This window comes from Nonomuraea sp. NPDC003201, assembly GCF_053590415.1.
In genome coordinates this window covers 474-23,818 of sequence record NZ_JBSFTC010000054.1, presented here as the reverse complement: position 1 = coordinate 23,818, position 23,345 = coordinate 474, and the positions used below count along the sequence as shown (strand labels likewise).

General features: G+C 64.4%; 25 protein-coding genes. 11 read left to right on the top strand and 14 right to left on the bottom strand.

The features are described 5' to 3' along the window. Positions 1–2 precede the first annotated feature (2 nt). Positions 3–2,357, bottom strand: a complete 2,355-nt coding sequence (cas3, locus tag ACWDX9_RS21075; RefSeq protein WP_449956376.1) for a CRISPR-associated helicase Cas3' — start codon at positions 2,355–2,357, stop codon at positions 3–5. Further along, positions 2,354–2,536, bottom strand: a complete 183-nt coding sequence (locus ACWDX9_RS21070; RefSeq protein ID WP_449956373.1) for a hypothetical protein — start codon at positions 2,534–2,536, stop codon at positions 2,354–2,356. Before ACWDX9_RS21070 ends, cas3 begins: the two co-directional genes overlap by 4 nt. 1,560 nt (positions 2,537–4,096) lie before the next feature. Here ACWDX9_RS21070 and ACWDX9_RS21065 point away from each other — a divergent pair. Continuing rightward, complete coding sequence (locus tag ACWDX9_RS21065) at positions 4,097–4,573, top strand: hypothetical protein (RefSeq protein WP_449956370.1); 477 nt, start codon at positions 4,097–4,099, stop codon at positions 4,571–4,573. Positions 4,574–4,725: 152 nt separating this feature from the next. Next, the gene (locus ACWDX9_RS21060) at positions 4,726–4,926 is read left to right on the top strand and encodes a CAP domain-containing protein (protein WP_449956367.1); all 201 of its coding nucleotides are present in this window, start codon (positions 4,726–4,728) and stop codon (positions 4,924–4,926) included. Positions 4,927–6,093: 1,167 nt separating this feature from the next. Here ACWDX9_RS21060 and ACWDX9_RS21055 read toward each other — a convergent pair. Together ACWDX9_RS21055 and ACWDX9_RS21050 are read right to left on the bottom strand one after the other, a co-directional pair. Beyond that, positions 6,094–6,765 carry a hypothetical protein gene (locus tag ACWDX9_RS21055; protein ID WP_449956364.1) on the bottom strand — a complete coding sequence of 224 codons (672 nt, stop codon included), beginning with the start codon at positions 6,763–6,765 and terminating at the stop codon, positions 6,094–6,096. A 233-nt stretch (positions 6,766–6,998) separates the two neighbouring features. Continuing rightward, positions 6,999–8,882, bottom strand: coding sequence for a DNA/RNA helicase domain-containing protein (locus ACWDX9_RS21050; protein WP_449956362.1), 1,884 nt, complete (start codon positions 8,880–8,882; stop codon positions 6,999–7,001). A 295-nt stretch (positions 8,883–9,177) separates the two neighbouring features. On the opposite strand from ACWDX9_RS21050, the gene ACWDX9_RS21045 reads away from it, so the two are divergent. The 4 genes from ACWDX9_RS21045 (at position 9,178) to ACWDX9_RS21030 (ending at position 12,819) form a co-directional block, all read left to right on the top strand. Further along, entirely contained in the window at positions 9,178–9,837 is a 660-nt protein-coding gene (locus ACWDX9_RS21045) for an HAD family hydrolase (protein WP_449956359.1), read from the top strand. A 107-nt stretch (positions 9,838–9,944) separates the two neighbouring features. Next, positions 9,945–10,238, top strand: a complete 294-nt coding sequence (locus ACWDX9_RS21040; RefSeq protein WP_449956356.1) for a hypothetical protein — start codon at positions 9,945–9,947, stop codon at positions 10,236–10,238. Beyond that, a complete protein-coding gene (locus ACWDX9_RS21035; protein ID WP_449956353.1) occupies positions 10,235–12,277 on the top strand; it encodes a hypothetical protein in 2,043 nt (680 codons plus the stop codon). The genes ACWDX9_RS21040 and ACWDX9_RS21035 overlap by 4 nt, the downstream gene beginning before the upstream one ends. Positions 12,278–12,372: 95 nt before the next feature. Further along, a complete protein-coding gene (locus ACWDX9_RS21030) occupies positions 12,373–12,819 on the top strand; it encodes a hypothetical protein (RefSeq protein WP_449956350.1) in 447 nt (148 codons plus the stop codon). Positions 12,820–13,635: 816 nt separating this feature from the next. Here ACWDX9_RS21030 and ACWDX9_RS21025 read toward each other — a convergent pair. The 8 genes from ACWDX9_RS21025 to ACWDX9_RS20990 all read right to left on the bottom strand — a co-directional run bounded on the left by ACWDX9_RS21025 (position 13,636) and on the right by ACWDX9_RS20990 (position 19,653). Beyond that, positions 13,636–15,000: a tyrosine-type recombinase/integrase gene (locus ACWDX9_RS21025; protein WP_449956348.1), complete on the bottom strand. Its 1,365-nt coding sequence runs from the start codon at positions 14,998–15,000 to the stop codon at positions 13,636–13,638. Further along, the gene (locus tag ACWDX9_RS21020) at positions 14,997–15,188 is read right to left on the bottom strand and encodes a helix-turn-helix transcriptional regulator (RefSeq protein WP_397230379.1); all 192 of its coding nucleotides are present in this window, start codon (positions 15,186–15,188) and stop codon (positions 14,997–14,999) included. Before ACWDX9_RS21020 ends, ACWDX9_RS21025 begins: the two co-directional genes overlap by 4 nt. Continuing rightward, positions 15,181–16,515: a replication initiator gene (locus ACWDX9_RS21015; RefSeq protein WP_449956450.1), complete on the bottom strand. Its 1,335-nt coding sequence runs from the start codon at positions 16,513–16,515 to the stop codon at positions 15,181–15,183. Before ACWDX9_RS21015 ends, ACWDX9_RS21020 begins: the two co-directional genes overlap by 8 nt. A gap of 251 nt (positions 16,516–16,766) precedes the next feature. Beyond that, complete coding sequence (locus ACWDX9_RS21010) at positions 16,767–16,928, bottom strand: hypothetical protein (RefSeq protein ID WP_449956345.1); 162 nt, start codon at positions 16,926–16,928, stop codon at positions 16,767–16,769. A gap of 12 nt (positions 16,929–16,940) precedes the next feature. Then, positions 16,941–17,267: a hypothetical protein gene (locus ACWDX9_RS21005; RefSeq protein WP_449956342.1), complete on the bottom strand. Its 327-nt coding sequence runs from the start codon at positions 17,265–17,267 to the stop codon at positions 16,941–16,943. Positions 17,268–17,276: 9 nt separating this feature from the next. After that, positions 17,277–17,975 carry a DUF2637 domain-containing protein gene (locus ACWDX9_RS21000; protein WP_449956340.1) on the bottom strand — a complete coding sequence of 233 codons (699 nt, stop codon included), beginning with the start codon at positions 17,973–17,975 and terminating at the stop codon, positions 17,277–17,279. A 21-nt stretch (positions 17,976–17,996) separates the two neighbouring features. Continuing rightward, positions 17,997–19,331, bottom strand: a complete 1,335-nt coding sequence (locus ACWDX9_RS20995; protein WP_449956337.1) for an FtsK/SpoIIIE domain-containing protein — start codon at positions 19,329–19,331, stop codon at positions 17,997–17,999. Next, positions 19,324–19,653 (bottom strand): SCO3933 family regulatory protein, encoded by a 330-nt coding sequence (locus tag ACWDX9_RS20990; protein WP_449956334.1) that lies wholly within the window; start codon positions 19,651–19,653, stop codon positions 19,324–19,326. The genes ACWDX9_RS20995 and ACWDX9_RS20990 overlap by 8 nt, the downstream gene beginning before the upstream one ends. Before the next feature lie 148 nt (positions 19,654–19,801). Between ACWDX9_RS20990 and ACWDX9_RS20985 the strand changes: the two genes are divergently transcribed. The 3 genes from ACWDX9_RS20985 to ACWDX9_RS20975 all read left to right on the top strand — a co-directional run bounded on the left by ACWDX9_RS20985 (position 19,802) and on the right by ACWDX9_RS20975 (position 22,008). Further along, complete coding sequence (locus ACWDX9_RS20985) at positions 19,802–20,167, top strand: winged helix-turn-helix domain-containing protein (protein ID WP_449956331.1); 366 nt, start codon at positions 19,802–19,804, stop codon at positions 20,165–20,167. A 546-nt stretch (positions 20,168–20,713) separates the two neighbouring features. Next, the gene (locus ACWDX9_RS20980; protein WP_449956329.1) at positions 20,714–21,445 is read left to right on the top strand and encodes an AAA family ATPase; all 732 of its coding nucleotides are present in this window, start codon (positions 20,714–20,716) and stop codon (positions 21,443–21,445) included. Next, positions 21,442–22,008 carry a guanylate kinase gene (locus ACWDX9_RS20975; protein WP_449956326.1) on the top strand — a complete coding sequence of 189 codons (567 nt, stop codon included), beginning with the start codon at positions 21,442–21,444 and terminating at the stop codon, positions 22,006–22,008. The genes ACWDX9_RS20980 and ACWDX9_RS20975 overlap by 4 nt, the downstream gene beginning before the upstream one ends. On the opposite strand, the gene ACWDX9_RS20970 is transcribed toward ACWDX9_RS20975, so the two are convergent. Together ACWDX9_RS20970 and ACWDX9_RS20965 are read right to left on the bottom strand one after the other, a co-directional pair. Continuing rightward, a complete protein-coding gene (locus ACWDX9_RS20970; RefSeq protein ID WP_449956324.1) occupies positions 21,996–22,289 on the bottom strand; it encodes a hypothetical protein in 294 nt (97 codons plus the stop codon). The two genes, ACWDX9_RS20975 and ACWDX9_RS20970, sit on opposite strands and share 13 nt — an antisense overlap. Further along, entirely contained in the window at positions 22,286–22,504 is a 219-nt protein-coding gene (locus ACWDX9_RS20965) for a hypothetical protein (protein ID WP_449956321.1), read from the bottom strand. Before ACWDX9_RS20965 ends, ACWDX9_RS20970 begins: the two co-directional genes overlap by 4 nt. Before the next feature lie 128 nt (positions 22,505–22,632). On the opposite strand from ACWDX9_RS20965, the gene ACWDX9_RS20960 reads away from it, so the two are divergent. Both ACWDX9_RS20960 and ACWDX9_RS20955 read left to right on the top strand, forming a co-directional pair. Next, positions 22,633–22,884 (top strand): GntR family transcriptional regulator, encoded by a 252-nt coding sequence (locus ACWDX9_RS20960; protein ID WP_449956318.1) that lies wholly within the window; start codon positions 22,633–22,635, stop codon positions 22,882–22,884. A 34-nt stretch (positions 22,885–22,918) separates the two neighbouring features. Continuing rightward, positions 22,919–23,345 (top strand): NUDIX domain-containing protein (locus tag ACWDX9_RS20955; protein WP_449956315.1); only part of this gene is annotated, 427 nt, incomplete at its 3' end.

Genomic DNA, 23,345 nt, shown 5'->3' with positions numbered 1-23,345 from the left:
TATCACCTGTTTCGCGTTCGGCCTGCGTGCTTGCTGTGCTTGGTCAGCTCTCCGAGATGAGTGACCGCATTGGGGTGCGGCAGATACATCAGCCGAGCATTGCGCTGAGCCACCTGGCGTGCGCGTGTCATCTTCTCTGCCGCGATCTGCCACGACTCCTCCCATCCGGCCGGGCAGGGGATCGCCTCCGCTAGACCGTAGACTGCGTCTACCAGTGCGGGAACCTCATCAGGCAGGTTCAGGAGGGTTCTCTCCCGTAGCAATGCCCAGGTTCGCAGAAGCGTCATCGGCGCGTAGACCGTTTCGAGGTACGGGGGGAACTGAGGTCCATCCTCCGTATCGACCACACCAGTGATCGCCAGAACGAGTTCCCCGCGCGTACCCGTCCTTGTATGGCGGTGAAGTCGGCCGGCTCGTTGGATGAGCCAGTCGATGGGCGCCAGGTCAGTGACCATCGCGTCGAAGTCGAGGTCCAGCCCTTGCTCCAGGACTTGTGTGCTCACGACGATCGCCCGGGGCCGTGATCCGTCCTTGCCGAAGGCGGCTTTCAGTTCGGCTTCGACGGCGCGACGCGTGCCAGTGGCCAACCGGCCGTTAATCATGAACAACCGGGGGCGCGTTTCCGCCGGAAGAGCAGCAACCCGCTCTTCGAGAGCCGCATAGGTGTCAGCAGCCCTACGAACGAGGTTGTGCATGACGACAGCGTTACCACCGTCCGCCACCTGCTCCAGCACCCAGTCAACGACGTCTTCATCCTGAATCCGAGTCAGGCGAAGCGGGCGATTGACGTTGAGTTCGGACACGCCAGCAGCCTCCACCACCGGCTTACCGGCGCCAGCGACCGTGACCCTTGGATAGACCGCGAATGGCTCCAATTTCGGCGCCTCCCGCGGCAGGCATCTCAGCAGACCAGACTGCCAGGCTGCTACTAATTCCTCCCGTCGAGCTGAAGGCAGGGTGGCTGACAGCATCACCACAGACGTCCCTAGCCGACCAAGCCAGGCAAGCAGTCGATCGAGCAGCGTGGACATGTAGGTGTCGTACGCGTGAACCTCGTCGATGACGACAACCTTGTTGGTCAACGCGGCCAGTCGCACGAAAACGTGGCCCGATCGGATGACCGCCTTCAAGGCTTGATCGATCGTTCCAACGCCGACTGGGGCGAGCAAATTCTTCTTCCGGGTGAACCACTCCTGCGCCTGGATATCGGAGTCGTCCTCGTCGTCCCGGCCGACGTCGGTGGGGTTGGCAGCTCGTTCATTCAGGTGATCCGTGGCCGCAGAGTGGACCAGCCGAACACTCATCTCCCGGTCCTGGCCAAGTTGGTGTAGCAGGTCCTCCAGCTCAGTCAGCATCTGGTTGCTCGTCGCTTGGGTTGGCATGCCGACGTACGTGCCCAGGAGGCCAACGCCGTCCATCAGGGCTGCTGCAGCCTGGATTCCCGCTTTGGACTTACCTTCTCCTGTAGGAGCCTCCACGATCACTAGAGTCGATTGGTCGCGGCCGGCCGTTACACGCTCAACGACAGCCTGGACCGGCCGCGGCCGGTCCTTGGGGAACAGTTCGATAAACGAGGTGGGCGGCTCCCAAGAGCGCATCTCAAGCCGTTCCACGGCTTGAGATGCCAGCTCATTTGCTCTCTTGCTGTATTCGAGGAGATTGAGTATCTCGGCGTGAGGGAAGTTTCTGACGTCAGACGCAATCCAATCGCTGATAGTGGTCAGAGCCGCAAGTCCAACAGCGGCGGCGCTGCTCAGGTACACGTCCTGCCACGGCTCTTCTCCGAGAACCGGCATGCCACGCACCGTGATGATCTCGCTAACAAGCTCATCGCGCCAACGTTCCCAGGTCGGGCCGCCGTGATTGTTCACCTCTCGTTGCGCTTGCCGTAGCGCAGTGCCGTCAGGGAAGTATCCGTGGTGCCCGCCGAGCGCGACGGCGACTCCCTCGGCTGTGGCGGAGGGCGCTCCCCAACGGAGGAGGAGGTCCTTCATGTGCATGGCCGTCACTAGGCCATGAGAGGTGTCGATGCGCCGCCCGAGCCCTGCCTTCTTTTGAACCCGCTTCAGATCCGCAGCTGCCGATTCATCGAATCTTGCCAAGGCAAGATCGATTTTGAGGCCCTGAAACGTTGGGCTCTGCTTCCCAAGATCATGAAGGCCGCACAGCGTCGCGATCCAGCTATCGACTTGCCCCAGCGGCTCGAATGCAGCACGTAGCTCGTCCCGACATCTCGGTCCCATGAGCCTTTCCAGCAGCAGCTCAGCTACTGCAGCCGTGTCGAGGATGTGGTGGACGAGAGGACGAACCTGGTCTTTGCCCGCTTTACCCCAGGCCGCCCAGATGGCCGCATTCATCGTACGATCCGATTGAGCAGGTCGACCGCCTTGAGGAAATGTGCTTCGGCGACCACGAACGCGGCGGAGAGCGGCACGAGAGAGCCGCCAGAGCCCTTGAACAGGTTGTTGACCACCAACCACGTAGGTGCACCAGCACAGAGGGCTACGATGGCCGCGACGAACAGGATGATCAGCATTCGTAACTGCTGTACCTGCCGGTCGTCAGAGCTGTTCCCCTTCGATAGCCTGGACATTGCTTCCTCCTGCGACTCTGGTGGGCATGGGAGCTTGGGTGGCCTCCGAGTGCAACGGGGGCCACTCGCATTTCGGGCCTCGCATGGGCCATACCTGGTACAACCGGGCATGATCACTTACCCGCCCGCATCCCCGCAGGAGCGGGGAGATCTCGCCTTCAGCGCCCTCCAAGGGTCCATCTCCAACAGCAGAGATCAGGCGCCAGCACGGCCTTGCGTGGCCGCTAGGCCAGAGCTTACGATCCAAACGCCTCGCGCGCCAGTGGTTCCACAAACCCGCGTCGCTATTGCACCATCCAAGTTGACTCGGCTGGCAATCGAGGGCAGGCGCATCACAACCACACCCGACATGACGGCTCCCTTGAAGGCGGGGAGCCGATCCGCCTGCCGCGGTAAGACACGTGACAATGGGAAGCATGCGGCACGGTCAACGGAGCGCATGTGCCAAATGCGTGCGCATCCTGCCCCCTGCCAGCCAAGTTAAGAGTCCTTGAGCTGGGGAAACGCCCCACACGCCTACCTAACTCCTGATCCGGGTGCCGCAGGTTCGAATCCTGCCGGGGGCACCAGGTTCGACCAGCAGCAAAGCGCCTCTGACCAGCGGAAACGCGAGTCAGGGGCTTTTTGATGTGTCCGGTGGTGTACGGCTGCGGGTGATCGCTTGCGGGTGATCGTGCCAAATACGTGCGCACGACTGACGGCATGCAACACTCTTGCTGAACCCCCTCCACCAACCACTTGTGATCATCACCCTTTCGCAAGCCATCACGGGAGTCCGCAATGTCCGATTCCACGAAAGTGCTCCCCGCGCACGCGGGGGTGATCCCACGCTGCTCGCGTTCGCGCTCGGTCTCGCCTCGTGCTCCCCGCGCACGCAGGGATGGTCCCGCCTCGAAGGAACTGCCCGCGCCTGACTCGCTGTGCTCCCCGCGCACGCGGGGATGGTCCCGGGACCCCGGTGATCGTGGACAACAACATCGCGTGCTCCCCACGCACGCGGGGATGGTCCCGGCAGCATGCTGTTGTTTCCGGTGAAACCACCGTGCTCCCCGCGCACGCGGGGATGGTCCCGTCGTGGCGCCGAAGTTAGAGTTGCCCGACGTGTGCTCCCCACGCACGCGGGGATGGTCCCATCAGGCTGTACGCGTGATCGCCGAACCTGGTGTGCTCCCCGCGCAAGCGGGGATGGTCCCTCAGCGGCGTTGCCCTGGCGAGATACGGCCACGCGCTCCCCGCGCACACGGGGATGGTCCCAGGCCGCGGCGGGCAACCTGGATGGTGCGCACGTGTTCCCCGCGCACGCGGGGATGGTCCCAACAACGACGTGTTCGCAGCGACGATCAACGGGTGCTCCCTGCACACGCGGGGATGGTCCCTGCTTGAGCCACCACTGGTAGGTGGTGCCGTCGTGCTCCCCGCGCACACGGGGATGGTCCCACGAGCAGGAAGTCGAGTACGCCCGGGTCGTCGTGCTCCCCGCGCACACGGGCCAAGGAGGACGCGGTGCCCATCGTGGTGCAGCTGCCGACCGGCCAGGAGCTGACGGCCCGAGCCGCGGCCGACGGCTTCCTTGACGCACTGCCCAACCTCAACACCGTCCGTGCCTACGCCGTCGGCGCCGCTCGCCTGCTACCCCGCCTGCTCAAGGGCCGCACCCGAGGTCCGGTCTTCGTCACCCACCGCTACCCCGGCCCCAGCAAGGTCGTCAGCCCCCACGACGTCTGCCCCGCCACCGGCCTGGCCCGCCTGTCCTACGGTCAGGCCCGCGCGCTGCTCAACGAGCACACCGCGCTCGGAGGCCCCGGCACCGGAGTTCCGCCACTCGGCGTTGACCCCCTGGGCGAAGCCGGCGCTTGCCTGCTGACGCTGATGGCTGAATCCCGGCACAAGAAACCGGAGAAGCTCCGGCGCTACTTCAAGCCCTCATCGGCAGCCATCGCCGAGATCACTAGCCTGCTCGCTCCCCGGAGCACCAGCTGACCTCCCCCGGCTCGCTCAACCAAGATCGCGATTGCGGGTTTGGGCTTACCTTGGTTGCACCCCCGGCCGGGCAGCGACGCCGCCCCGGTGATACATCGAGCGAAGGCTACGGGGCCGGCTGCAGGCAGTGGTGGATCGGCGAGAATGCCTACGTGGGGTGGGGACGTAGCCAGGTCACGCCCCGGGCGGCCTTCAAAGCCTGGAAGGAAAGCCGTGGCCACTGGCTGAACATGGTCAAGCCAGAGCACAAGGAGATGCGCGTCGCCGTGGCATCCGGGAGCGCCGACCCTGATGCCGGGTCGACCCGGCCGGCTCTCACGTACGTACAGATGTTCGGAGGCTGCGAGCAGTGACGCAGCTCGTGCTCTCTGCGCACGCGGGGATGGTCCCTTGTGCACCTGCCCGAGGACCGGCACGAGGGAGTGCTCCCCGCGCACGCGGGGATGGTCCCAGGTCCTCGGTGCTGGCAACTTCCCGGCCGACGTGCTCCTCGCGCACGCGGGACGGGCTTGTCGGCTGCTCCCGGCCAGCCCCCGGATGCGCTCTCTGCGAACGCTGGATGGCCTTGTTTTTCGCCGCTCTGGGTCAGCGCAGTGATCGCATGCTCCCTGGGCACGCGACGAGTCCGTTTGGGCAATCCAGAGTTGACTGCTTGCGAGCGCAGCAACAGCCCGAACAGATTGGCTGTGCCAAATACGTGCGCAACCTCGCCCCGCGTACTCCTGCCCCACCCCTCCGAGCTGGGAAAACATCAGGAACGCTCGCCTGACTCCTAAAGCGGGTGCCGCAGGTTCGAATCCTGCCGGGGGCACTCTTCTCCACCAGGCGTTTTGGCTTCTGACCTGCGGTTTCTTGACCGCAGGTCCTTTGCTTACCAGACCCTAGATAGGCCGCCGAGGGCAGCCATATGCAGCCGTAGGGCCTTGATCAGGGGACATGCGGGGGATGATCTTGAGGTCACTTCCTTAGTCAACTGCAGGCAGGAAGATGTTGAGGCTGCGTTGCTCGCCTCCCTGAACAGGGAGGCTCGCCGCATCGAGAGTTTCGGCTGACAGGGCCGTCGAGGAGCCGGCAGCCAGCCATCGCCAACACATGCCTGAACTCCCCGAGCGTTGCCCGGTATCCCAGTCGCACTACTGATGGAACTGCGTACCGCGAGATGGACCAGTATGGGACCGTCGCGTACGACAGGGAGAGCAAGCAGCTTGGGAAGCTCCAATATGGGAGCGCGACTGCCACAGCTCAACGATATGCGATGTCGAGATTCGCGGAACCCGCAAGCCCAGTTCGCCCTAGTTAACCACCATATAGCAGGGCTTGAGCGTCCTGATGGGGATGTTGGATGCTAAGTGACACCTGGTCGCACCTTGCAAGTACTAACATGACCGGCTCGTGCGCAGGACGGCCAGGAGACGTGGCCCGCACCACCCATCACCGCGCCGACCACGTGGCCCAGATGCAACGTAGAGGATACTCATCCTACGCAAACCGCAGACGCTCAACCTAGCGATCGATCGCCTCTAATAACGGGCACAAGAATGCATGGCCTCGAGGTCCTCGGGCGGAGATTCCGTCTCGGCGCGGTACGCTGCTTCGCCAGATCCGACGCGTATATCTGGCTCACGAAGAATTTGCTCCATGCGCCAGCAAATACGACATTCAACCTGATCCTCGACCAGAGCATCTGCGGCGCACAACAGCCAACTCTCTGCCCGTTGCATCAGGCCGAAATCCCAAGCATCCACGGGCATGGCGTGCAGCATGTGCAACACGGCGAGCCGAGCACAGAGAGTCCCATCGCTACCTTTGGGCACCCATACATCCATTGGGCACAGTCGAGTCAAAGGATGTTCGCGCACACGAACCACCATGACCTTATGCCTATAACCACCAGCGAGCATATGCGACTTATTGTGATCTCCCAACTCTCGCCCCTCATGCCAATAGGCGCCATCATATTCTACGATCAACAGCCATCCATTTTTCAGTTCAAAAGTCATATCAACATCGAACCGACAGCTCTTATTGCTAGCTTCAACGACCTGATTCCGCCTGCCATTTCCGATGACATAGTTCAAAGGGGCAAACAATTCTGCCTCAATCTTGGAGGTCCCCGGATTTGCTTTATCGGCACAGTAGCCGTCTCCGCAGCGGGCTGCGTAGCGGCCTTGCCGTCCGTATCGAGAAGCCATGCAGCGCAGGCTAGCCCACGGCACTGACAATTGAGCCTCCCCAGCTTGAACAGCATCATCAAGCCAGGTAGATGGACTCCTACACAGTCGGGGTTATGATCTTGAAAAGCTCCCTCAAGGAGGCTGACCGTCTTGGGCCTAGCCCGACTTGTTGATCGCGCTGCACCTCAAACGCCGCCACGCGATGCGTGCAAATGAGCGGGTCGGACAGATTCGAATCCTGCACGAGGCACTCACACATGCAGCTCCAGCAGTCCCGAGAGGAACTCTTGCGTCGCTGAATCGACCGAGTACACGGCGGTGCCCATCATGCCGCGAGTCAGCAGCACCTTGTAGGTGTTGCGGATCAACCGGTCCGCCTGTTCGTCGCTGACTCCCCTTCGCATGAGCGCCGGATCCTTGCTGGCGCTGCGAACAGTGACCAACCTGCCGTCGCGGTAGACGAGGTCCGGGCCGAAGATCACACCGTTCCAGTCGTACTCGAAGCCCTGCGCCGTGTAGACGCACCCCACCTGCTCGAAGCCGCCAGCCGCCGAGGCCCACAAGGCACTGGCCGGCGCGTTCCCCACGGCCCTGTCACCCTTGACGTTCCATGGTCGCGCCCAGTCACCGATCCGCACGTCGGCGACCAGGCTGTCATCCCCATTCGGCGCGCTCCAGGGCCAGCAGAACCCGGCTGTCATCCGCGCCGAGTAGCCCGCTTGAAGCCTGGCTCGCAGCGTGGCCTCCAACTCGTACGGAGACTCGGTCAGGGAGACAGCGAAGTGGTCGTCCCCCTTCCACACCTCTGGCGAGTCGCCGTCCAAGCCCAGGAGGCGCAGCACCCACTCCTCGTACTTGCGGCTCCCGCCGCAGCGGAACTGTGCGTCCAGGTCGACCTGGTGCACAGCGAGGCCGAGTGAATCAGCGTAAGTGGTGATGTCGGCGACGCGCCCCATCTCGCCCGGTCGTACCACCTGATGCTCATCCAGCAGGAAGACCGGCACTCTCGCTGCGTTGATCAGCTCATCCAACTGCGGCCGGCCCGTTCGCTGGTCCGATCTCGTGAACCTGTTGGCCGAGGTCTCGCGAATGCGGTGGGCCTCGTCGCAGATCAGGACATCCAACTCGTTGGGCTTGGCGGTCATGAAGTTGTTGAAGTACTTGAACATCGCCTTCAGCCGGGTCGACCCCTTGGCGACGACGCGCCTCATCGTCTCGGTAAAGGAGCGTGAACCGGTGGCATGCAGAGCCGAGTATCCACGGTCGGAGAGCTCACCCAGCAGGGACAGCGCGATGACGCTCTTGCCAGAACCAGGTCCTCCGGTGATGATCACTACCTGCTTCGAATTGCTCGCTCGAGCTTTCTCCACCGCGTGCAGGACTATCTCGTAGGCCAGCCGCTGCTCGGCCAGCAGGACGAACTGATCGCGGTTCTTGATCTCGCCGGCAGCGACCTTGAGTAGTTGCTTGGACGGCCGGATGGAACTGGACAGCAGGCGATCGGCCGCGGCAGCCCCGGGCTCGGGCGCGAACTGCGCCTTGAGGTAGTCGACGAACTGACCGCGACGTGTCTTGCTGAAGAGCCGGGTGCGTTCGTCCTCGACGTGGTCGTAGAGATCGTGGATGTCCGGGTCGCTGGCGTTGTGCAGGTAGGCCACCCCGCGCACGGCGTTCCGGTGCTGGTCCAGGGCTCCGACGAAGTCGGCCAGATATTCGCAGTAGCTCCGCACCTGCACGACTGGATGAAGCTTGGGCCGCGGGCCCATGCCGGACACCAGGACGAGCTCAGCGTCGTCCTCGTACAACTCGGCTTGGCTCCACTGTTTGAGTTCGACGATCAGGTAGGAGTCGGCTCCTGTACGCCGGTCGCGCCCGGCGAGAATGACGTCCGCCCGCTTGCTGGTTAACGGCAGCTGATACTCGATGAGCATCTCGACGCCACCGAGCCCAGCTTCGACCAGATCTCGGGCCAAGATCGGGATGCTTCGGTCCCAGGACCTGCGTTCCCCTCTGCCTGGATTGATGCCTTGGGTGGCGCGCAGGTTCTCGGCGATCACCTCGCTGAGAACACGTTCGGGCACCGACTCAGACACCAACTGGACAAGGCTTTCCGCCGAGTGCCGGAAAACGGCCACGGATCTACCCCCAGGCAGCACGAAAGACTCGTGCGGTATGGGGGCGTGTCCGCTACTGGGGCGGAAGCCCGTCGGGCCGCATCACCGATACGTCAAAGATTAGCGGGATCTTGCCTCGATCCACTCCCTGATAAGCCAACGAAAGCCTCGACTGGAGCAGCCCGCATCACCTCTCCGCAATTCGAGGCGCCGGATCACTTGTTACGGCCCGATGATTCGGAAGGCACTGTCCGAGGTACGCAGCGGGTACAGGACGGACTGTTGTCGACGGGAGGTTCCCACCTAGGGTGTCATCGTGCAGCGCCTTGCCCTCTTCGACCTCGACAGGACGCTCATTGACCTCAACGGCGCGTTCCTGCGGTGGGCCGAGGAGTTCGCTGAGCAACATCGTTTGGAGTCTGAAGACATCTCCTGGCTCACCTCCCTGGATCAGGGCGTACACCCTCACCGAGACGTCTTCTTCACCCAGGTGCGCGAGCACTTCGCGCTGCTGGCACCGGTCGAGGAGCTATGGGCAGGCTACCGTCAGCGGATGCCGTACCTCGTGGAGTGTTACCCCGGTGTCCTGGCGGAGTTGGGTGACCTGCGGGCCGCGGGGTGGCGAGTAGGGATCGTCACAAATGGCATGGCGGACAACCAGCTCGGCAAGCTCCGCCGAACCGGCCTGGCTGACGTGGTCGACGGCTATGCCGTGTCAGGGGTTGAGGGTGTCCGGAAGCCGGATGCTCGTCTCTTCCAGATCGCCGCTCAGCGGTGCGGCGCCAGCCTCACCGAGGGCGGTTGGATGGTGGGCGACAACCTCGTCGCGGACATCGCAGGTGCTCAGGCTGCGGGTCTGCGTGGGATCTGGGTCGATCGAGGTACGTGGCCAGGGCATGAACATCGGGCCGATCACGTGGTGGCGGACGTAGCCGAGGCCATTGCCATCATGCGTGATACGTATCAGCCGGGATAAATGTTGAGCTTATGCCGTATGAGCAGTTCGGCTCGACCGCGCCACGACGGCCCTTTATCGTCATATTGATCCCATAGATAGCCGTCCTCAAGGTCCAAGGATCCAGGATGATGGCGACCCAGGAACAACTCGCCGCTGCGCGACGCACGATCGAGCAGTTACGTGACCAGCACGCCAACGACGTGCGCAAGCTCATCGGCCTGCTCGAAGACGGCGCGATGAAGGGCAAGGCCGCCGACAAACTGCTCAAGGACTGCCAGGACTGGGAGGCAGCCTACCGAGGCTTCTTCAACCGAGCTCTGGCACTGGTCGAGTCTGTACATCCCGATCCCGCCAAGCCAGCAGACCCCTTAGGACTGTGGCCACCACCCCTGAATCTGCCGTGGAAGGCCGGCGGATGAGCCCATCTCCGAACCGGATCGGCATCGACCCAGCCCTGATGACTCAGCTCATCGGCGAGATCAAGCGCCTCAAGCAGGCGTGGCCGGACGCGGATGCGCAGATTGCCAGAGCCCTGAGCTCGATCGGCAGCGGCATGACCGGACCTGGCACACTCAGGGACGTCGCCTTCCAGATCGCCCAGCAGATCCCCGACCTCCAGCGCCGCCTGGACCTCATCATCTCCACCCAGGAGATCGGACTCGACAAGGGCATCGTCTGGGCAGAGGAGACACTCTGGGTGTCGAACTCACCGGCAAGCGGCGCCGCAGCGGCCAAGACCGTAGCCGATCAGCTTCGCAAAGCAGCCAAGGACACTGCTAGCGGTCAGGGGACGCTCTCCAAGGAAACCTTGGATCTGCTGGAGCAGCACCAGCACGATCCCTACTTCGCGGTCGCCTTCGCCAAGGAGATGCCGCCGAAGGAGCTGAAGGCGCTACTGGAACGTCTGTACCTGGCGCACCGAGGATCCTTGGAGGACGACTGGACAAAGCCGTCGTCGTCCTCCGTCATGGACCGTCTGGCACGAGCTCTCAGTGTGACGTTGGGAACGGCCTCGCGCGGAGTTGGCGAGATGAAGCTCCCCAAGACCTATGTCGACGAACTGATTGCTACCGACGACGATCCGATGAGCGGCCGCATGGCCGACGAGCTCCTGCGCTACGGCACCTTCGACGACGCGTTCCTCCGCGAGGTCGCCAACAAGGTCTTCGACAACGCGCAGAAGCCGCCATCCCAGCAGCAGGACATCATCAAGTTCGGGCCCGGCCTTGCAGCCGCTCTGGGGAACAACGCCAGAGTCGCTCAAGACTTCTTCACCGACCCCGCACGTAAGCCCCTGTCCTTCCTGATGCGGGACAACTTCTGGGGCAGCGGCAGCGGTGAACTCGGCCGGGCCATCGAGGCAGCCACGACAAGATTCCGCGACCAAGGCCAACCTCCCGGGACTTCACGAGGGTACAAGTCGGCCTTGATCGCGTCCTGGGCCGTCCACTTCTGGTCAGACCGGCGAGCGCAGGCCAACCTTCCCGATACGCGACAGAGCGCCGCCCGCGTCTTCTCTGCCTACATGGGCGATGTCCATCGAGCTGCTATTACTGGTTTCCCAGAGCCCATGGGCGTAAATCCGCAGCCTGACTCTGACCCGAACCTTCCTGGCAAGCAGCCTTATGGAGCCATGTTCGACGGCGGCGCGGTCAAGACTGTGATGACCTGGGCTTTCAAAGATCCACCCGCACTGAAAATCGCAGTCGAAGGCCATGGCGAGTACAGCACAAAGGTTCTGGATGCCCAAGGAAAGACGATCCGCGAGAGGGTCGACACCGCATTCACCGAATGGCGAAGCACTCATCCGAATGCATCCAAAGACGAGCAGCAGGCATATCGCCAGAAGCTGTTGACCGACAACATGAACAGCAACCCAGGAAAGCTGTTCAACGCGCAGACCAATGCCCTCGGCAAGTCGCTCCACCTCATAGTCGATGCGGGAAATTTGACCAATATCAACGAGGCAGACCAGAAGGACGAGAAAAGCAAGGCATTTAAGGATGGCGTGTCCAGGACGCTCAAGCTGGCACTCACTCCAGCAGGAGACTGGGTCGTCGCCGGCTACGAATTTCTTGAAGGCCCGGTCAGTGACAGTATCAAGCCTGCTGAAGGCAAGGCCGCCCGCAGCAAGGGAGAGGAAACCCTCCGCGAGAGCCAGCGCCTTTTCAAAGACTTAACGGCAAATGTAATGATGCGCTACGGGCTGTTCGGAGACGGATCAACAAAGGGCTCCGCACATCCTCACGCATCCGAGAACTACGCCAAGGGGTCAGAGGGCGACTTCCTCACCAACGACCAGATTATCCCCCGTAGTCAGATGACTTGGCAGCAGCAGTTTGCTTACAATGAGTGGCTTAAGAGCCCTCCGGCCTCTGCCGTCTTCCACGAGATCGACCGAGCTGTCTGGGAGGGGTTCCAGTTGGATGTTCCTCCATATCCGGAGGCAGAGGAATGAGAATTCGGCCGGCTCTAGCCTTATTGACTGTCACCCTCATCACGACAGCAGCGTGTTCATCGCCTTCCCCGGTAGATCGCCGTCCACTCGGCAGCGTGACAACACCGCCTGTGGAATGTGGCTTGCTTTCCAGCCAAGCTATTGGTCGAGCCATTGGATTTAGCAACTTCTACGCGAGTGGCTCCACATCAGCGAACGATTTCTCGCATTGCGTCGTCAGCAAATCGCCGAGCATCCGAGATAAGGCTTCGATGACCGTGGAGCTACATAATCCCTTTCCTTCAACTATGCAGAGTCTGGAAAATGGGAAAGTAAGGGACAGAGGAGTCGCCCTGCCGAACGGTATCGGCCCCGGCTACAGCGCATCAATAGTGGATACAGACGGAAACATCGTTGGAGCCAAGGCCTTCGCCTGGACACAGGACGGCACCAAAGTGCTCGCCATCCAGATCGTCAAAGGAGCACCAGGGCGAGATCACCAAGCGGACGCCATCGAGTTCGCCCGTCAACTCCGTCCCCTTCTCTTGACCTCGACCTCGTAACGACCGCGCTATCCGTGGAGAAGGTGACACGCCCGATTACGGATGAGGAACTCTGAGCGGGCCGGCGGAAAGAGCTCGTCACAGTTCGCGGCGATCAATGGAGCCTCGCGCCTCCTGCTGCTCTCCTGAGGAACCACGGGCCTGGTATCTCTCGGGCGCTGAGGGGGCGTCGCAGGCGTCGTGTGCTGCGTCCTGGGGGCATCTTGGTAACGCGGGCGGGGCACAGTCGAGCCCTGTGATCGGTGACGGTCCCGTGTCCGTTCCGCCTTGTCCTTCGACTGCTTGCGATCTTTCCGCGGCGCCGCCGAGGGCGAAGACGTATCGGGGGCGGGCGTGTGCGTCGCTGGCGAGGTGAGCACGACCGGGCGTTCAGCAAGGCTCGGGCGAGGCGTCGACATCGAGGCGGCCTTCGTCGGAGGCGAGGCGTTGTCATTGCCCCATGCACCCGACCAGGCGCCGAGGCTGGCACAGGCCAGGAGGCCGGCGATGAGCACCGACCAGGTCAGATGATCTCGATTTCGCAGGTGTGATCGCTCAGGTGGGGCAGGGGTCGAATACGTTCGCCAGTCGAGAGAGTCGGACGCGGTGAGGTGCCGGGGCCGATCCGGAAGCGGCAGGCCGTACGGTGGGCGCCGCAGCCGGCGGAGATCTTGGCGTGTGGGGTGGTCTTGATCTTCGCGCATGATCCTCCCTACTCGCTGCCCGTGCCTGTCAGCGTGCCGCAAGGCACCCACATCCAACGGGAACGACTCGGCAAAGACAGCGTTGCAAGACGAACCGGCCCCGGGACGCTCGGGGCCGGAGATGGATGAAGGGCTATTGGTCCAGGGCGTCGTTGATCTTTCCGTTGATCTGCTCTTGCTGGCCGTCCATGCACTTCGCATAGACCCGCAGCAGGACGTCAACGCTGTGTCCGGCCCGCTTGGCGACTTCCGGGGCCGGGACGCCCGCGTTCAACCAGAGCGACACCGCCGCGTGGCGGAGGTCGTACGGCCTGGCCGCCAGCGACGAGGCGACCTGTGCCGGGCTGAGGGCGAGTTTGCGGGCTTCCTGCCAGACGTAGGAGTGTGCCGAACTGGAGTAGGTGCCACCGGTTCCGGTGCTGAAGATCCTCCCGTCCTTTGCGGTGCCGAACTCGGCGACGTGCTCACGGAGCATGGCCACCAGGACGGGCGGGATCGGGATCTCCCGCGTCTCCTTGTTCGCGCGGTGCTTCAGACTGCGCGACTCGTGGGTCTGGCCGGAGTCGGTCCAGCGCTTCGTTGCCTGGGGTCGCGCCTTCTCCAGGACGATCAGACCCCAGCCCGTCTCGGGCAGCGTGCAGTTCGTCAGCCGCAGGTCCGCCGCCTCCTCCGGCCGCAACGCCGCGTAGTAGATGCAGGCGAACAGCGCCTTGAGGCGAGGACCGCGCTTGCGGCCCACCTTGGGCACGGCGTCGAGGAGTTGCCGGGCTTGGGCCGGGTTGACCACGGTACGCGGGTCGACGACCGTGACGGCCTTCGGGGCCGTCCATTTGATCTCGTCCAGCGGGTTGCTGCTGAACACCTTCTCCTCCACCGCGTGCTCCAGCAGGTGATGGAGGATGGCGCGCTTGCGCCGCACCGTGTTAGCTCCTGCTGAGGCGCCGGCGAAGGTGACCGAGATGGCCGCGAGCGCCGTACGAAGGACATGCGGCTCCTTCAACGCGGGCAGCGGGAGGGACGCCCGCTCCAGCCAGCCCAATGCCGCAGTCTGCGCCGTGGTCAGGGCAGGGCGCCTCTTCTCCGGGATGAGCGCGTAGGTCCTCAGGACTTCCCGCAGTTCCTCGGTTGTGGGACGCCGCGGCGCGTCTGTCACCAGGGCAGGAACCAGCGACAGGAGCGCGTAGGCGTCCGTCTCCCGAGTGCGGGCCGCCGACGAATTCCAGCGGCGGAGCACGTACGCCTGGGCGAACTCGAAGAACGTCGGACCGGAGGACGCACGCGCCAGCATCGACACCGGCAATCCGGTGGCGGTGTCGAACTCCTCCCCCGCCTTCGCCGCCTGCCGCAGGTCGGACATGAAGGCGTTGGCCAGGCCCTTGGTCCGGAAGCTCTTCGATTTGGGCTTGCCCGCGACGCGCCAGCGAGCGATGAACAATGGCGTGTCGCGGTCCGTGCGGTGCTGGATCGTGCCGAGCTTCACGTCGTACGTGGCGTTCACACCGTCTCCCGTCGTGAGTCCAGCCAGGTCATGAGGTCGCTCCGCCAGACGCGGAGTTCGAGGTTGGGCAACTGGACGCAGACCGGCGCACGGCCCAGTTCGCGCCAGCGGTAGAAGGTGCGGCGGGAGACTCCGCCGAGTTCGGCGAGCACCTCCGGGACGGTCAGCAGCTCGTCGCGCCTACTCATCGGTCATCACCGCCGGCCCCGGGAGACGGGTGCCGGTGAGTGCAGCCGCGAGAGCCTGCTCTCCGATGGAGAGCCCTTGACCGGCGTACTCCCAATGGGCGATCACAAGGACGGTGTCCTCGTCGAACAGCGGGAGCCGTCCGGTGCTGACCTCCTCGGCACGCATGTGCTCCTCACGCGCGGCGCGGAGGTCGCCGAGAGTGGTGGAGTAGCGGCGGCTCTTGGTGGAGAAGTGGCCGCGGAAGCCGAGCATGTGAGCCCAGTGAACGAGCCTGAGGTCGGCCAGGCCGGAGTGGCTTCCCAAGCGCATGCACGCCGCGATCAGTCGGCGCGCGTGCTCGCGGACGGGCAACTCGTCGAGGTTGTCGAGAGGCTGGACACGCCGGTCCAGGGTGCCGACGCATTCGGCGGCCTTGGTGGCGTACTTGGCGATATAGGCGGCAACGGCCTGCTCAGTAAGATCGCCGTCCATCGTGATGCGGCGGACGTCGAGCTGTGTGCCCCAGCGGAACGTCCGGCTGAGCGGCTCGACCTCCGTAGTGACGACCTCCGCCGCGTGCTGGGCGGCTTCCGCCAGCGCATCGGCGCTCGCCCAGGCCGGTGGCGGCGAGGACGGTCCGTTAGGGCCGTCAAGGCGAATCACCGCGTGGAAGTGGACGACGCCTCGACGCTGGTACTCGGCGACCTTGGCGAAAGAGATCATCACCTGTTCGCGCAGGGCCTTGACGGTCAGACCGTTGAGCCTGGCGAAGCGTCGGCGCAGAGCCAGGGTGAAGCGCCGCCACAGCTCAGGACTGACCGCGTTGAACAGAACGGAGCCGTCGTAGTCGTAGCAGTCGGGGCAGAGCGGCTCCCCGAGCCGTTGATCGTCGGCGCTGTGCCGATCGGTGCAGGACATGACCTGTCCGTGTGAGCACGTCTCGGCGTCGCGGCGGGCGTGGCAGGGCAGGACCTTGCCGTTCTTCTCGCGCCGAGTATGGACCGCTCCAAACGATGGCGCGGTGAGAGTGACGAACAGGCACGGGTGGCTGCCGACGGTCTCGGGCACGCCCTTGCCACCGACGAGGCCGGCGCGGACGAGCTGGTAGGTGTCGGCCCGGTAGACCTCGGCACAGGCCGGGCAGCGGGAGGCGCGGCGGGTCTTGCACGGGACGCGCAGGACGCCGTTGGGTTCGGTGCGGGTGGTGTAGCGGTGCAGGAGGTCGCCGGTGGCCTGGTCGTAGTGTTCGACCTTGCCGCGCAGGTGGATGGGCTGGCGGCAGCCTCCGGTGCGCTTGATCTGGTTGGCCCAGCGGTCGTAGTCGGGTTGGTGGAGCCGGTGGATCATCCCGGCCACAGCGGGAGAGTGGGCAACGTGGGGCAAGATGGGTTCCGTCCTATCCAGTAACGCTGGCGTGGATGGCCCCCGGCCTGGCGGACGTCTTGGCGGATGTGTGGCCAGGCGGGGGGCGCTACGGCGTTATGCGCCGTGGTTGTCGATGCCGCTGCCGTCGCAGTCGGCGCAGGTCTGGTCGTCGGTGAGGCCGGTTCCGTTGCAGGTGCAGCAGCGGAAGTGAGCCAGTGCGGCGTCCATGGTGATCACCGGTTGTCGCGCGGGATGACGCGGACGTAGACGCGGTACTTGCGCGGGTGGGCGCGGTCGGGGAACGCCCTGGACATCGCGGTGACGGTGAAGACCTCGCGCAGGTGGATCATGCCGAGCGTGATCTCCGTGCGGTTTCCTTCGAGGCGGATACGCATGTTGCCGGTCTCCTAAGCGTTGGGCTCGATGCAGCCCTGGTAGCTGCTCTCGGCGTCATGACGGGCACGGGCGGCGGCGGGGATCGCCACAGCGCGGTATGCGACTGGTCCGAAGTGGACCGAGGTTGCGTAGTGGCCGTACGGGGAGTTCTCGGACTCGATGCGGGAGCCGAGGAGTGCGGCGATCCGGTCGATCTCGGCGCATTGGTCCTCGTCCTTGCCGCTGTCCGGGAAGTAGCGAAGGGTGAGGCCGGACGAGACGGGCACGTCCGGGTGGGCTACCAGGAAGATGGCCAGGTTGAGCAGGCCGTTGATGAGGGCTCTGCGGTGGTCTTGCATGGGTCTCCTTCAGGCGTTTTCTGGTGTGCTCCGCAGGGTGCGGAGCAGGTCCGAGGCGAGTTGGTTGGACACGCCCAGGCGGGTGCGGAGCAGGTCGCGAGTGATGGGCTTGCCGTGCTTGGCGTGGTGTTCGGTGGCGACGCGGCGGGCGAAGTCGATCAGCTGCGGGTCGGGCGCGGGTCCGTCGTCCTGGCCGTCCTCGTCGGCGGGGACGAGGGCAGGACGGTCCGCAGGTGGGACGGCTTGCGTCCGGTCCGGGACGGACGGGGACGCCGTCGCCCAGGACGAGGACGTCTGCGGGACGTCCCTGGACGGTTCGGTACGGGTGGCGGTGGCGCGGCGTTCGAGCATGGAGACCGCGACCAGGAAGGCGCCCGCCGGGGTGGCGGCGGTGATCCAGCCCCAGACGGTCGGGGCGGCTTGTTGCAAGTTGGCGGCCAGCGAGAGGACGATGCCGCCGGTCAGGACGAGGACGGGCCAGGAGACCAGGCCACGCCGTACTTTGCCGGTCTTCCTGTCGTGCTGGCGTTCGCGGGCGGCCATGACGCAGGTCAGGTCGATACAGATGGCGATGGCCCAGGCCATCCAGCCTTGCTGGCCGTTCTCGGTGGCGGTGTCGCGGATGTGGGTGAAGGAGCCGGCGCCCGCGATGGCAGCCAGGATGAGGACGGGTCCGGTGTCGAGCAGCCAGGCGGCGAAGCGGCGCATCTCGTTCCTCCTCTCGATCGGTCAGGCGGTCTGCGAGTCCGGCGTCTGGTGAGGCTGTGCCGCCATGACCTCGTCCCAGGACGGCGCGAGGCCGGCGTGGGAGCGGGCGGCGTGTTCGGCGGCGAGTTCACTGACGTAGAAGGAGCGGGCGCGGTACCACTGGCCGTCCTGTGAGGCGACGATGGCGACGCCAGGTGTCTCAGCGGCGATGGCGCGAGCCGAGTCGAGGGCGGCGGGGTCGAGGTCGCCGAGGGTCATGGTGGCGGTCTCGGGATCGTTGACCCGGTGGCAGATCCGTCCGGAGCACTGGGCCCGGAGCGCGGTGACCCCGGGGCCGAGGTCTGAGCCGATGCGCTGCCCGCAGCAGAACAGGTAGATGCCGAACGCCCGCCCGAGCTGCGCCACCCGCAGCAGCGCGGTCGAGGTCTTGGCGATCTCGTCCTTCTCCGCCTTGTCTGCCATCAGGTAGAGCTCGGCGAGCTCGTCGACCAGGACCACGACTGGTATTGGGCGCATGCCTGGCGGGAGCTGCCAGATATTGCGCGCCGAGGCCATCCGGCACACGCCCATCCGATCCATCATGAGCGCCACCAGGTCATCCAGCAGCCCACCGCACTCGGCTCGGGTGGTGGCCAGAGCGGACAGCCGCGGCGCGTACGGAGTGAACTCCACCCCGCCCTTGAGGTCGAAGCCGACCAACGCCACCGGCTGCGGTGCCAGGCCAACGATGAGCGCGTTGGCGAGGTTGGACTTGCCGGACTGCGTGGCCCCCGCGTTGATCCAGTGCGGGACGGTCTTGAAGTCGACGACCCACGGCCCGCCCGTCTCCAGCCGTCCCACGGTGACCTTGAGCAGTTCGGTGGAAGGTGGGAGTTCGTCGACCTTGACCAGCGGGTCACGCATGGTCGCGGCCAGGCGTACCCGTCCCGGCTTGTCGGACGAGACGCGCACGGCGTGCACGCCCCAGGAGTGCGCCAGTCGTTCGGCGACGTCGGCATAGTCGGCCGGGATCTGCCCTTCCAGGGTGTGCAGAGTGACGCGCCACCCATGCCGGGTGGGCATGGGCAGCCACATGAACGGTGCGGTGTCCACGGCGATGCGCTGAAAGCGGCGCCTGACCCGGACGACACCGGTCGAGGCCACCAGGCCCGGCACGGTGGTGAACCAGAAGCGCTGCCGCTTCTTGGTCAGGCCGCAGCCGAGGGCGACCTTGCGCCAACTAGTTCGCACGCTGATCGCGGTCAGCGGGAAGCCGATCACGAGCCAGAAGGAGCGGTAGTGCCAGCGGCGCCAGGCCCAGAGCCCGGCCGCGACGGCGGCCAGGACTCCGAGCACCGTGTAGAGCTGGTCAGACACTGGTGGCCTCCTGCTGCGGGAGCAGGGCGGTGGCCCGGTAGGAGATGCCCCAGCGTCCGGCGATCTCCCAGACGTAGCCGAGCAGGCCGACGGCGTTGACCTGGTCTCCGGCGGTGATGGGCGGTTCGCCGGTGATGCCGATCTTGACGAGTTCGATCCGGCCGAACTCGTCTTCCACGGAGACAGTGACCTCGTAGACGGTGTTGCCGTTCTTGTCGGTCTTGATCTCGCCGGTGTCGCGGTTGAGCACGCGAGGACGCGGGGCCTTCACGCAGGTGATGGTGAGCTTGCTGGTGTCCACAGGAATGGGGACGGTGCGCATGGTGTGCTTCTTTCGTTCGTTCGGACTCTTGGAATACATAGAACGCTTAGGATTCTAAGTTGTCAAGGGCTTCCACGAAGACTTGGTTGGCATGTCGTGCGGGCTGTGCTGAACTGGAGGGGCACGCAACCCTCGTGGAAGGCACCGGATGGTCGAGAAGACCGGTCGCCCCGGCTACCTCCAGATAGCCGACGACCTTCGTACGCAGATTAGGACGGGCTCACTCGCACCCGGTGCTGCGCTGCCCTCGACCGCCCAACTGTGCCAGCGTTACGACGTGTCCGCCAGCGTGGTCAAAGCGGCCATCAGCGTGCTTCGCACCGAGGCCCTGATCGTCGGACAGCAGGGCAAGGGCGTGTTCGTCCGCGAGGACGCCGCAGCGTCTGCCGAGGCGCCGGCCTCGTCGGAGGTCATGGAGCAGCTCGCTCAGATGCGGAGCACTCTGGCGACTCTCGGCGAGCGGATCGCAGATCTGGAGAAGGCCGTGTTCCAAGGACCGCAGCGATCTCGCTGACCCGGCAGGCCAACTCCTCCATTTCCGACCGAATAGCCTGAAGTTCGTTGATGATCCGCTGATTTTCGGTCACTCCCGGCACCCCTTTTCTAATCGGTCACTATCCCGGCGGGGATGCCGTTAGTTCATCGCGTCTTGACGCTGGTGAGTATCACGAAGCGTTAGCTAAGCTTCTTCATTGCTGCCTGCACGGCGGTTACACATGCGCTTACACATTGCGCTCCCCTCAAAGTGCGCAAAAAGGATGCGATGAAGACATTTCACCGCCCCGGATGGCGACCTCTAATCCTGCGCCAGCACCGCGAAGCACACGGGCTCACCCTCGAAGCTGCAGGTAACCAGCTTCGCCAGGTCGCCCGCCGACACGGCCTGAGCGCCCCAGCCGCGAATTTCCAGACACTCTGGGCACACGAACAAGGATCGGTATATCCCGGTCCTCACTACCGAAGAGCGTACTGTCTCCTATACCAGACAAACGAAACCACGCTGGGTTTCCGGCTACCGCTCCCCGGTGAAATATCCGAAGTGGAAAATTCCATCTCGGATTTGCCTCAACCCACCGACCCCGCCACTGACAACGCCGCCGCCCAGGTGATCGAGAACACGCTGCTCAAAGTCGCAGGCACCCCGTCCAACGCCGAACAGAACGCACTTCTCAGCCGCGTCGTGGACGCCTGGCGCCGCCGCCACGGGCAGGGCAGCCCCAAGCCCATCCTCACCCTCGTCGGCGGCTACGCCGGATCCGGCAAGACCGAGTTCTCCCGCTTTCTGTCCGACATCACCGGCTGGGCCTTTCTGGACAAGGACTCCCTGACTCGCGCCATGGTCGAACGCCTGCTCATCTCCCTCGGAGGCGACCCCCATGACCGGCACACCGAGCTCTACCTGAGCGAGGTCCGCCCCCTGGAGTACCGATGCCTGATGGAAACCGCGTTCGACAACCTCAAGGTCGGAACCTCGGCGATCCTGTCGGCGCCGTTCATCGCCGAACTCGCCGACCCTGACTGGGTATGCCGCCTGACCAACCGGTGCGCGGCCAGGGGCATCGACGTGGCGGTGGTGTGGGTGCGCTGCGACGCCGAATCCATGCACGAGTACATCGAGTTCCGCGGAGCCGCCCGCGACGCTTGGAAGCTCAACAACTGGGAGTCGTACGTCAGCGGCCTCAACACGGAAAGCAGCCCATCCACAGCGCACATCACCGTGGACAACCGGCTCGGCGCCGCGATCAGCCTGGCGGACCAGACCCGTGAAACGCTGAAACGGATCCTCACATGATGGGCGTCGTGCTGTACGGACCGCCTGCCAGTGGCAAGAGCACCACCACCATTGCCCTCACTGAGGTCGACCCACGGTTCATGCTGGTGCGCAAACTCAAGGCGGGGAACCGGCGCGGCACCGAATACGACTTCGTCAGCGCGGAGGAACTGGCCAGACTGCGGGCCGAGGGACGGCTGATAGTCGAGTCCCAGCGCTACGGCAACACGTATGCCATCGACCGCAACCAGGTCGACCAGTTCACCGCCACCGGTCAAGTGCCGGTCGTTCATCTGGGCGACATCTCCAGTATCCGCCGGCTGGTGCAGGCCGCCCCGTGGCTCGTCGTCCTGCTCTGGATTCCGCGCGAAGTATGCGAGCAGCGTTCCCGAGAGCGCGGGGACCACGACACCACCCATCGGCTCCAGGCATGGGACGAAGCCCTCGCCGATTTGCGTGCCAGCGGCAACGGCCTGTTCGCCCATCGGGTCCGTACTGACCAGGTCACTCCAGAGGAGATCGCCCAGCAGACGGCCGACGCGTTCTTTGGGCAACAGGTGATGCCGGGGAGTCACCAGGCCTGACCGGTCAGAATCTGCAACCACAGCTCCCGAGCAACCCGCGCTTGCATCCACGTACTCTCTTGGACCTTCGTAGGGTCCTCCGCGGTGAACTTCCGGACGAACCACAAGCCGGCCGCCGTACAGAGCTCGAACATCGGGTACGTGCACATGCACGTGTGCTCGCGAACCCGCAGCAGATCGGCACGGCGCAGGGCCTGGACCCAGTCCACCCGGACGGCTTCCGCGTGAGGGGCGCGCACATGCAGGCCGTGATAGTCGAAGTGCGAGGCCGGACGGCTCACGACCTCACCACCATCCGGGCCTGATCCTCCAGCAGTGAAACGAGCGTGTCCACATCGTCCGCGCTCACCGTCTGCCGCAGCCCCTCGTAGATGTCAACGTTCCGGAGGTGGACACCGCGCAGGGTCGCGTAGAACACGCCTGCGTCACTACAGAAGATCGACCAGGCAGGGAACTCGGCGCGAAGTGCATCGATGTCGTAGCCAGGTGTTGCCATACGGGCAGCGTAGAAGCTGCTTGGCAAGCCTGTCTACCCCTATGGGTCCCACGGGATAGCTAGGGCTAGCGATAGGTCCATATAGGCGACTGAAGACCCGTGGTGCCCCCTTTCTACCCTTGGTGTTCGTGATTGACTTCGAGCCGGACCGCCCTCGCTGGCAGCAGATCGCCGACGTGCTCCGCACCCGCATCGGCGATGGCGAATACCCGCCAAAGTACCTCGTCTCGGAAGTTCGCCTCGTCCAGGAGTTCGGCGTAGCCCGCGACACCATCCGCAAGGCAATCCGCCAACTGCGCGAAGAGGGTCTGATCTACACCGTGCCGAACCTCGGCAGCTTCGTCAGCCCGCCGACCGACGGCGAACCTGTCGAAAGCTGAACACCGCAACTCACCGTCGATAGGCTTCCGTAGCGTGAGCAGGCGGATCGACTACCAGGACGACCCGAACGCGCCCGAGCCGAACAGCCTCGTACCGTCCGTCAACGTCGTTGTCACCAACGAGACCGGCGACCTTCTCCTGATCCGCCGTACCGACAACGGCAACTGGGCCCTCCCCGGCGGGGCAATCGATCTGGGCGAGTCCATCCCAGCGGCTGCCATACGGGAGACGAGGGAGGAGACAGGGATCACGTGCGAGATCACCGGCATCGTGGGCACCTACAGCGATCCCAAGCACGTCATCCTCTACACCAGCAACGGCGAGGTCCGGCAGGAGTTCTCCATCGTGCTCACCGCCTGCGCCATCACCGGCATCGTGGGCACCTACAGCGATCCCAAGCACGTCATCCTCTACACCAGCAACGGCGAGGTCCGGCAGGAGTTCTCCATCGTGCTCACCG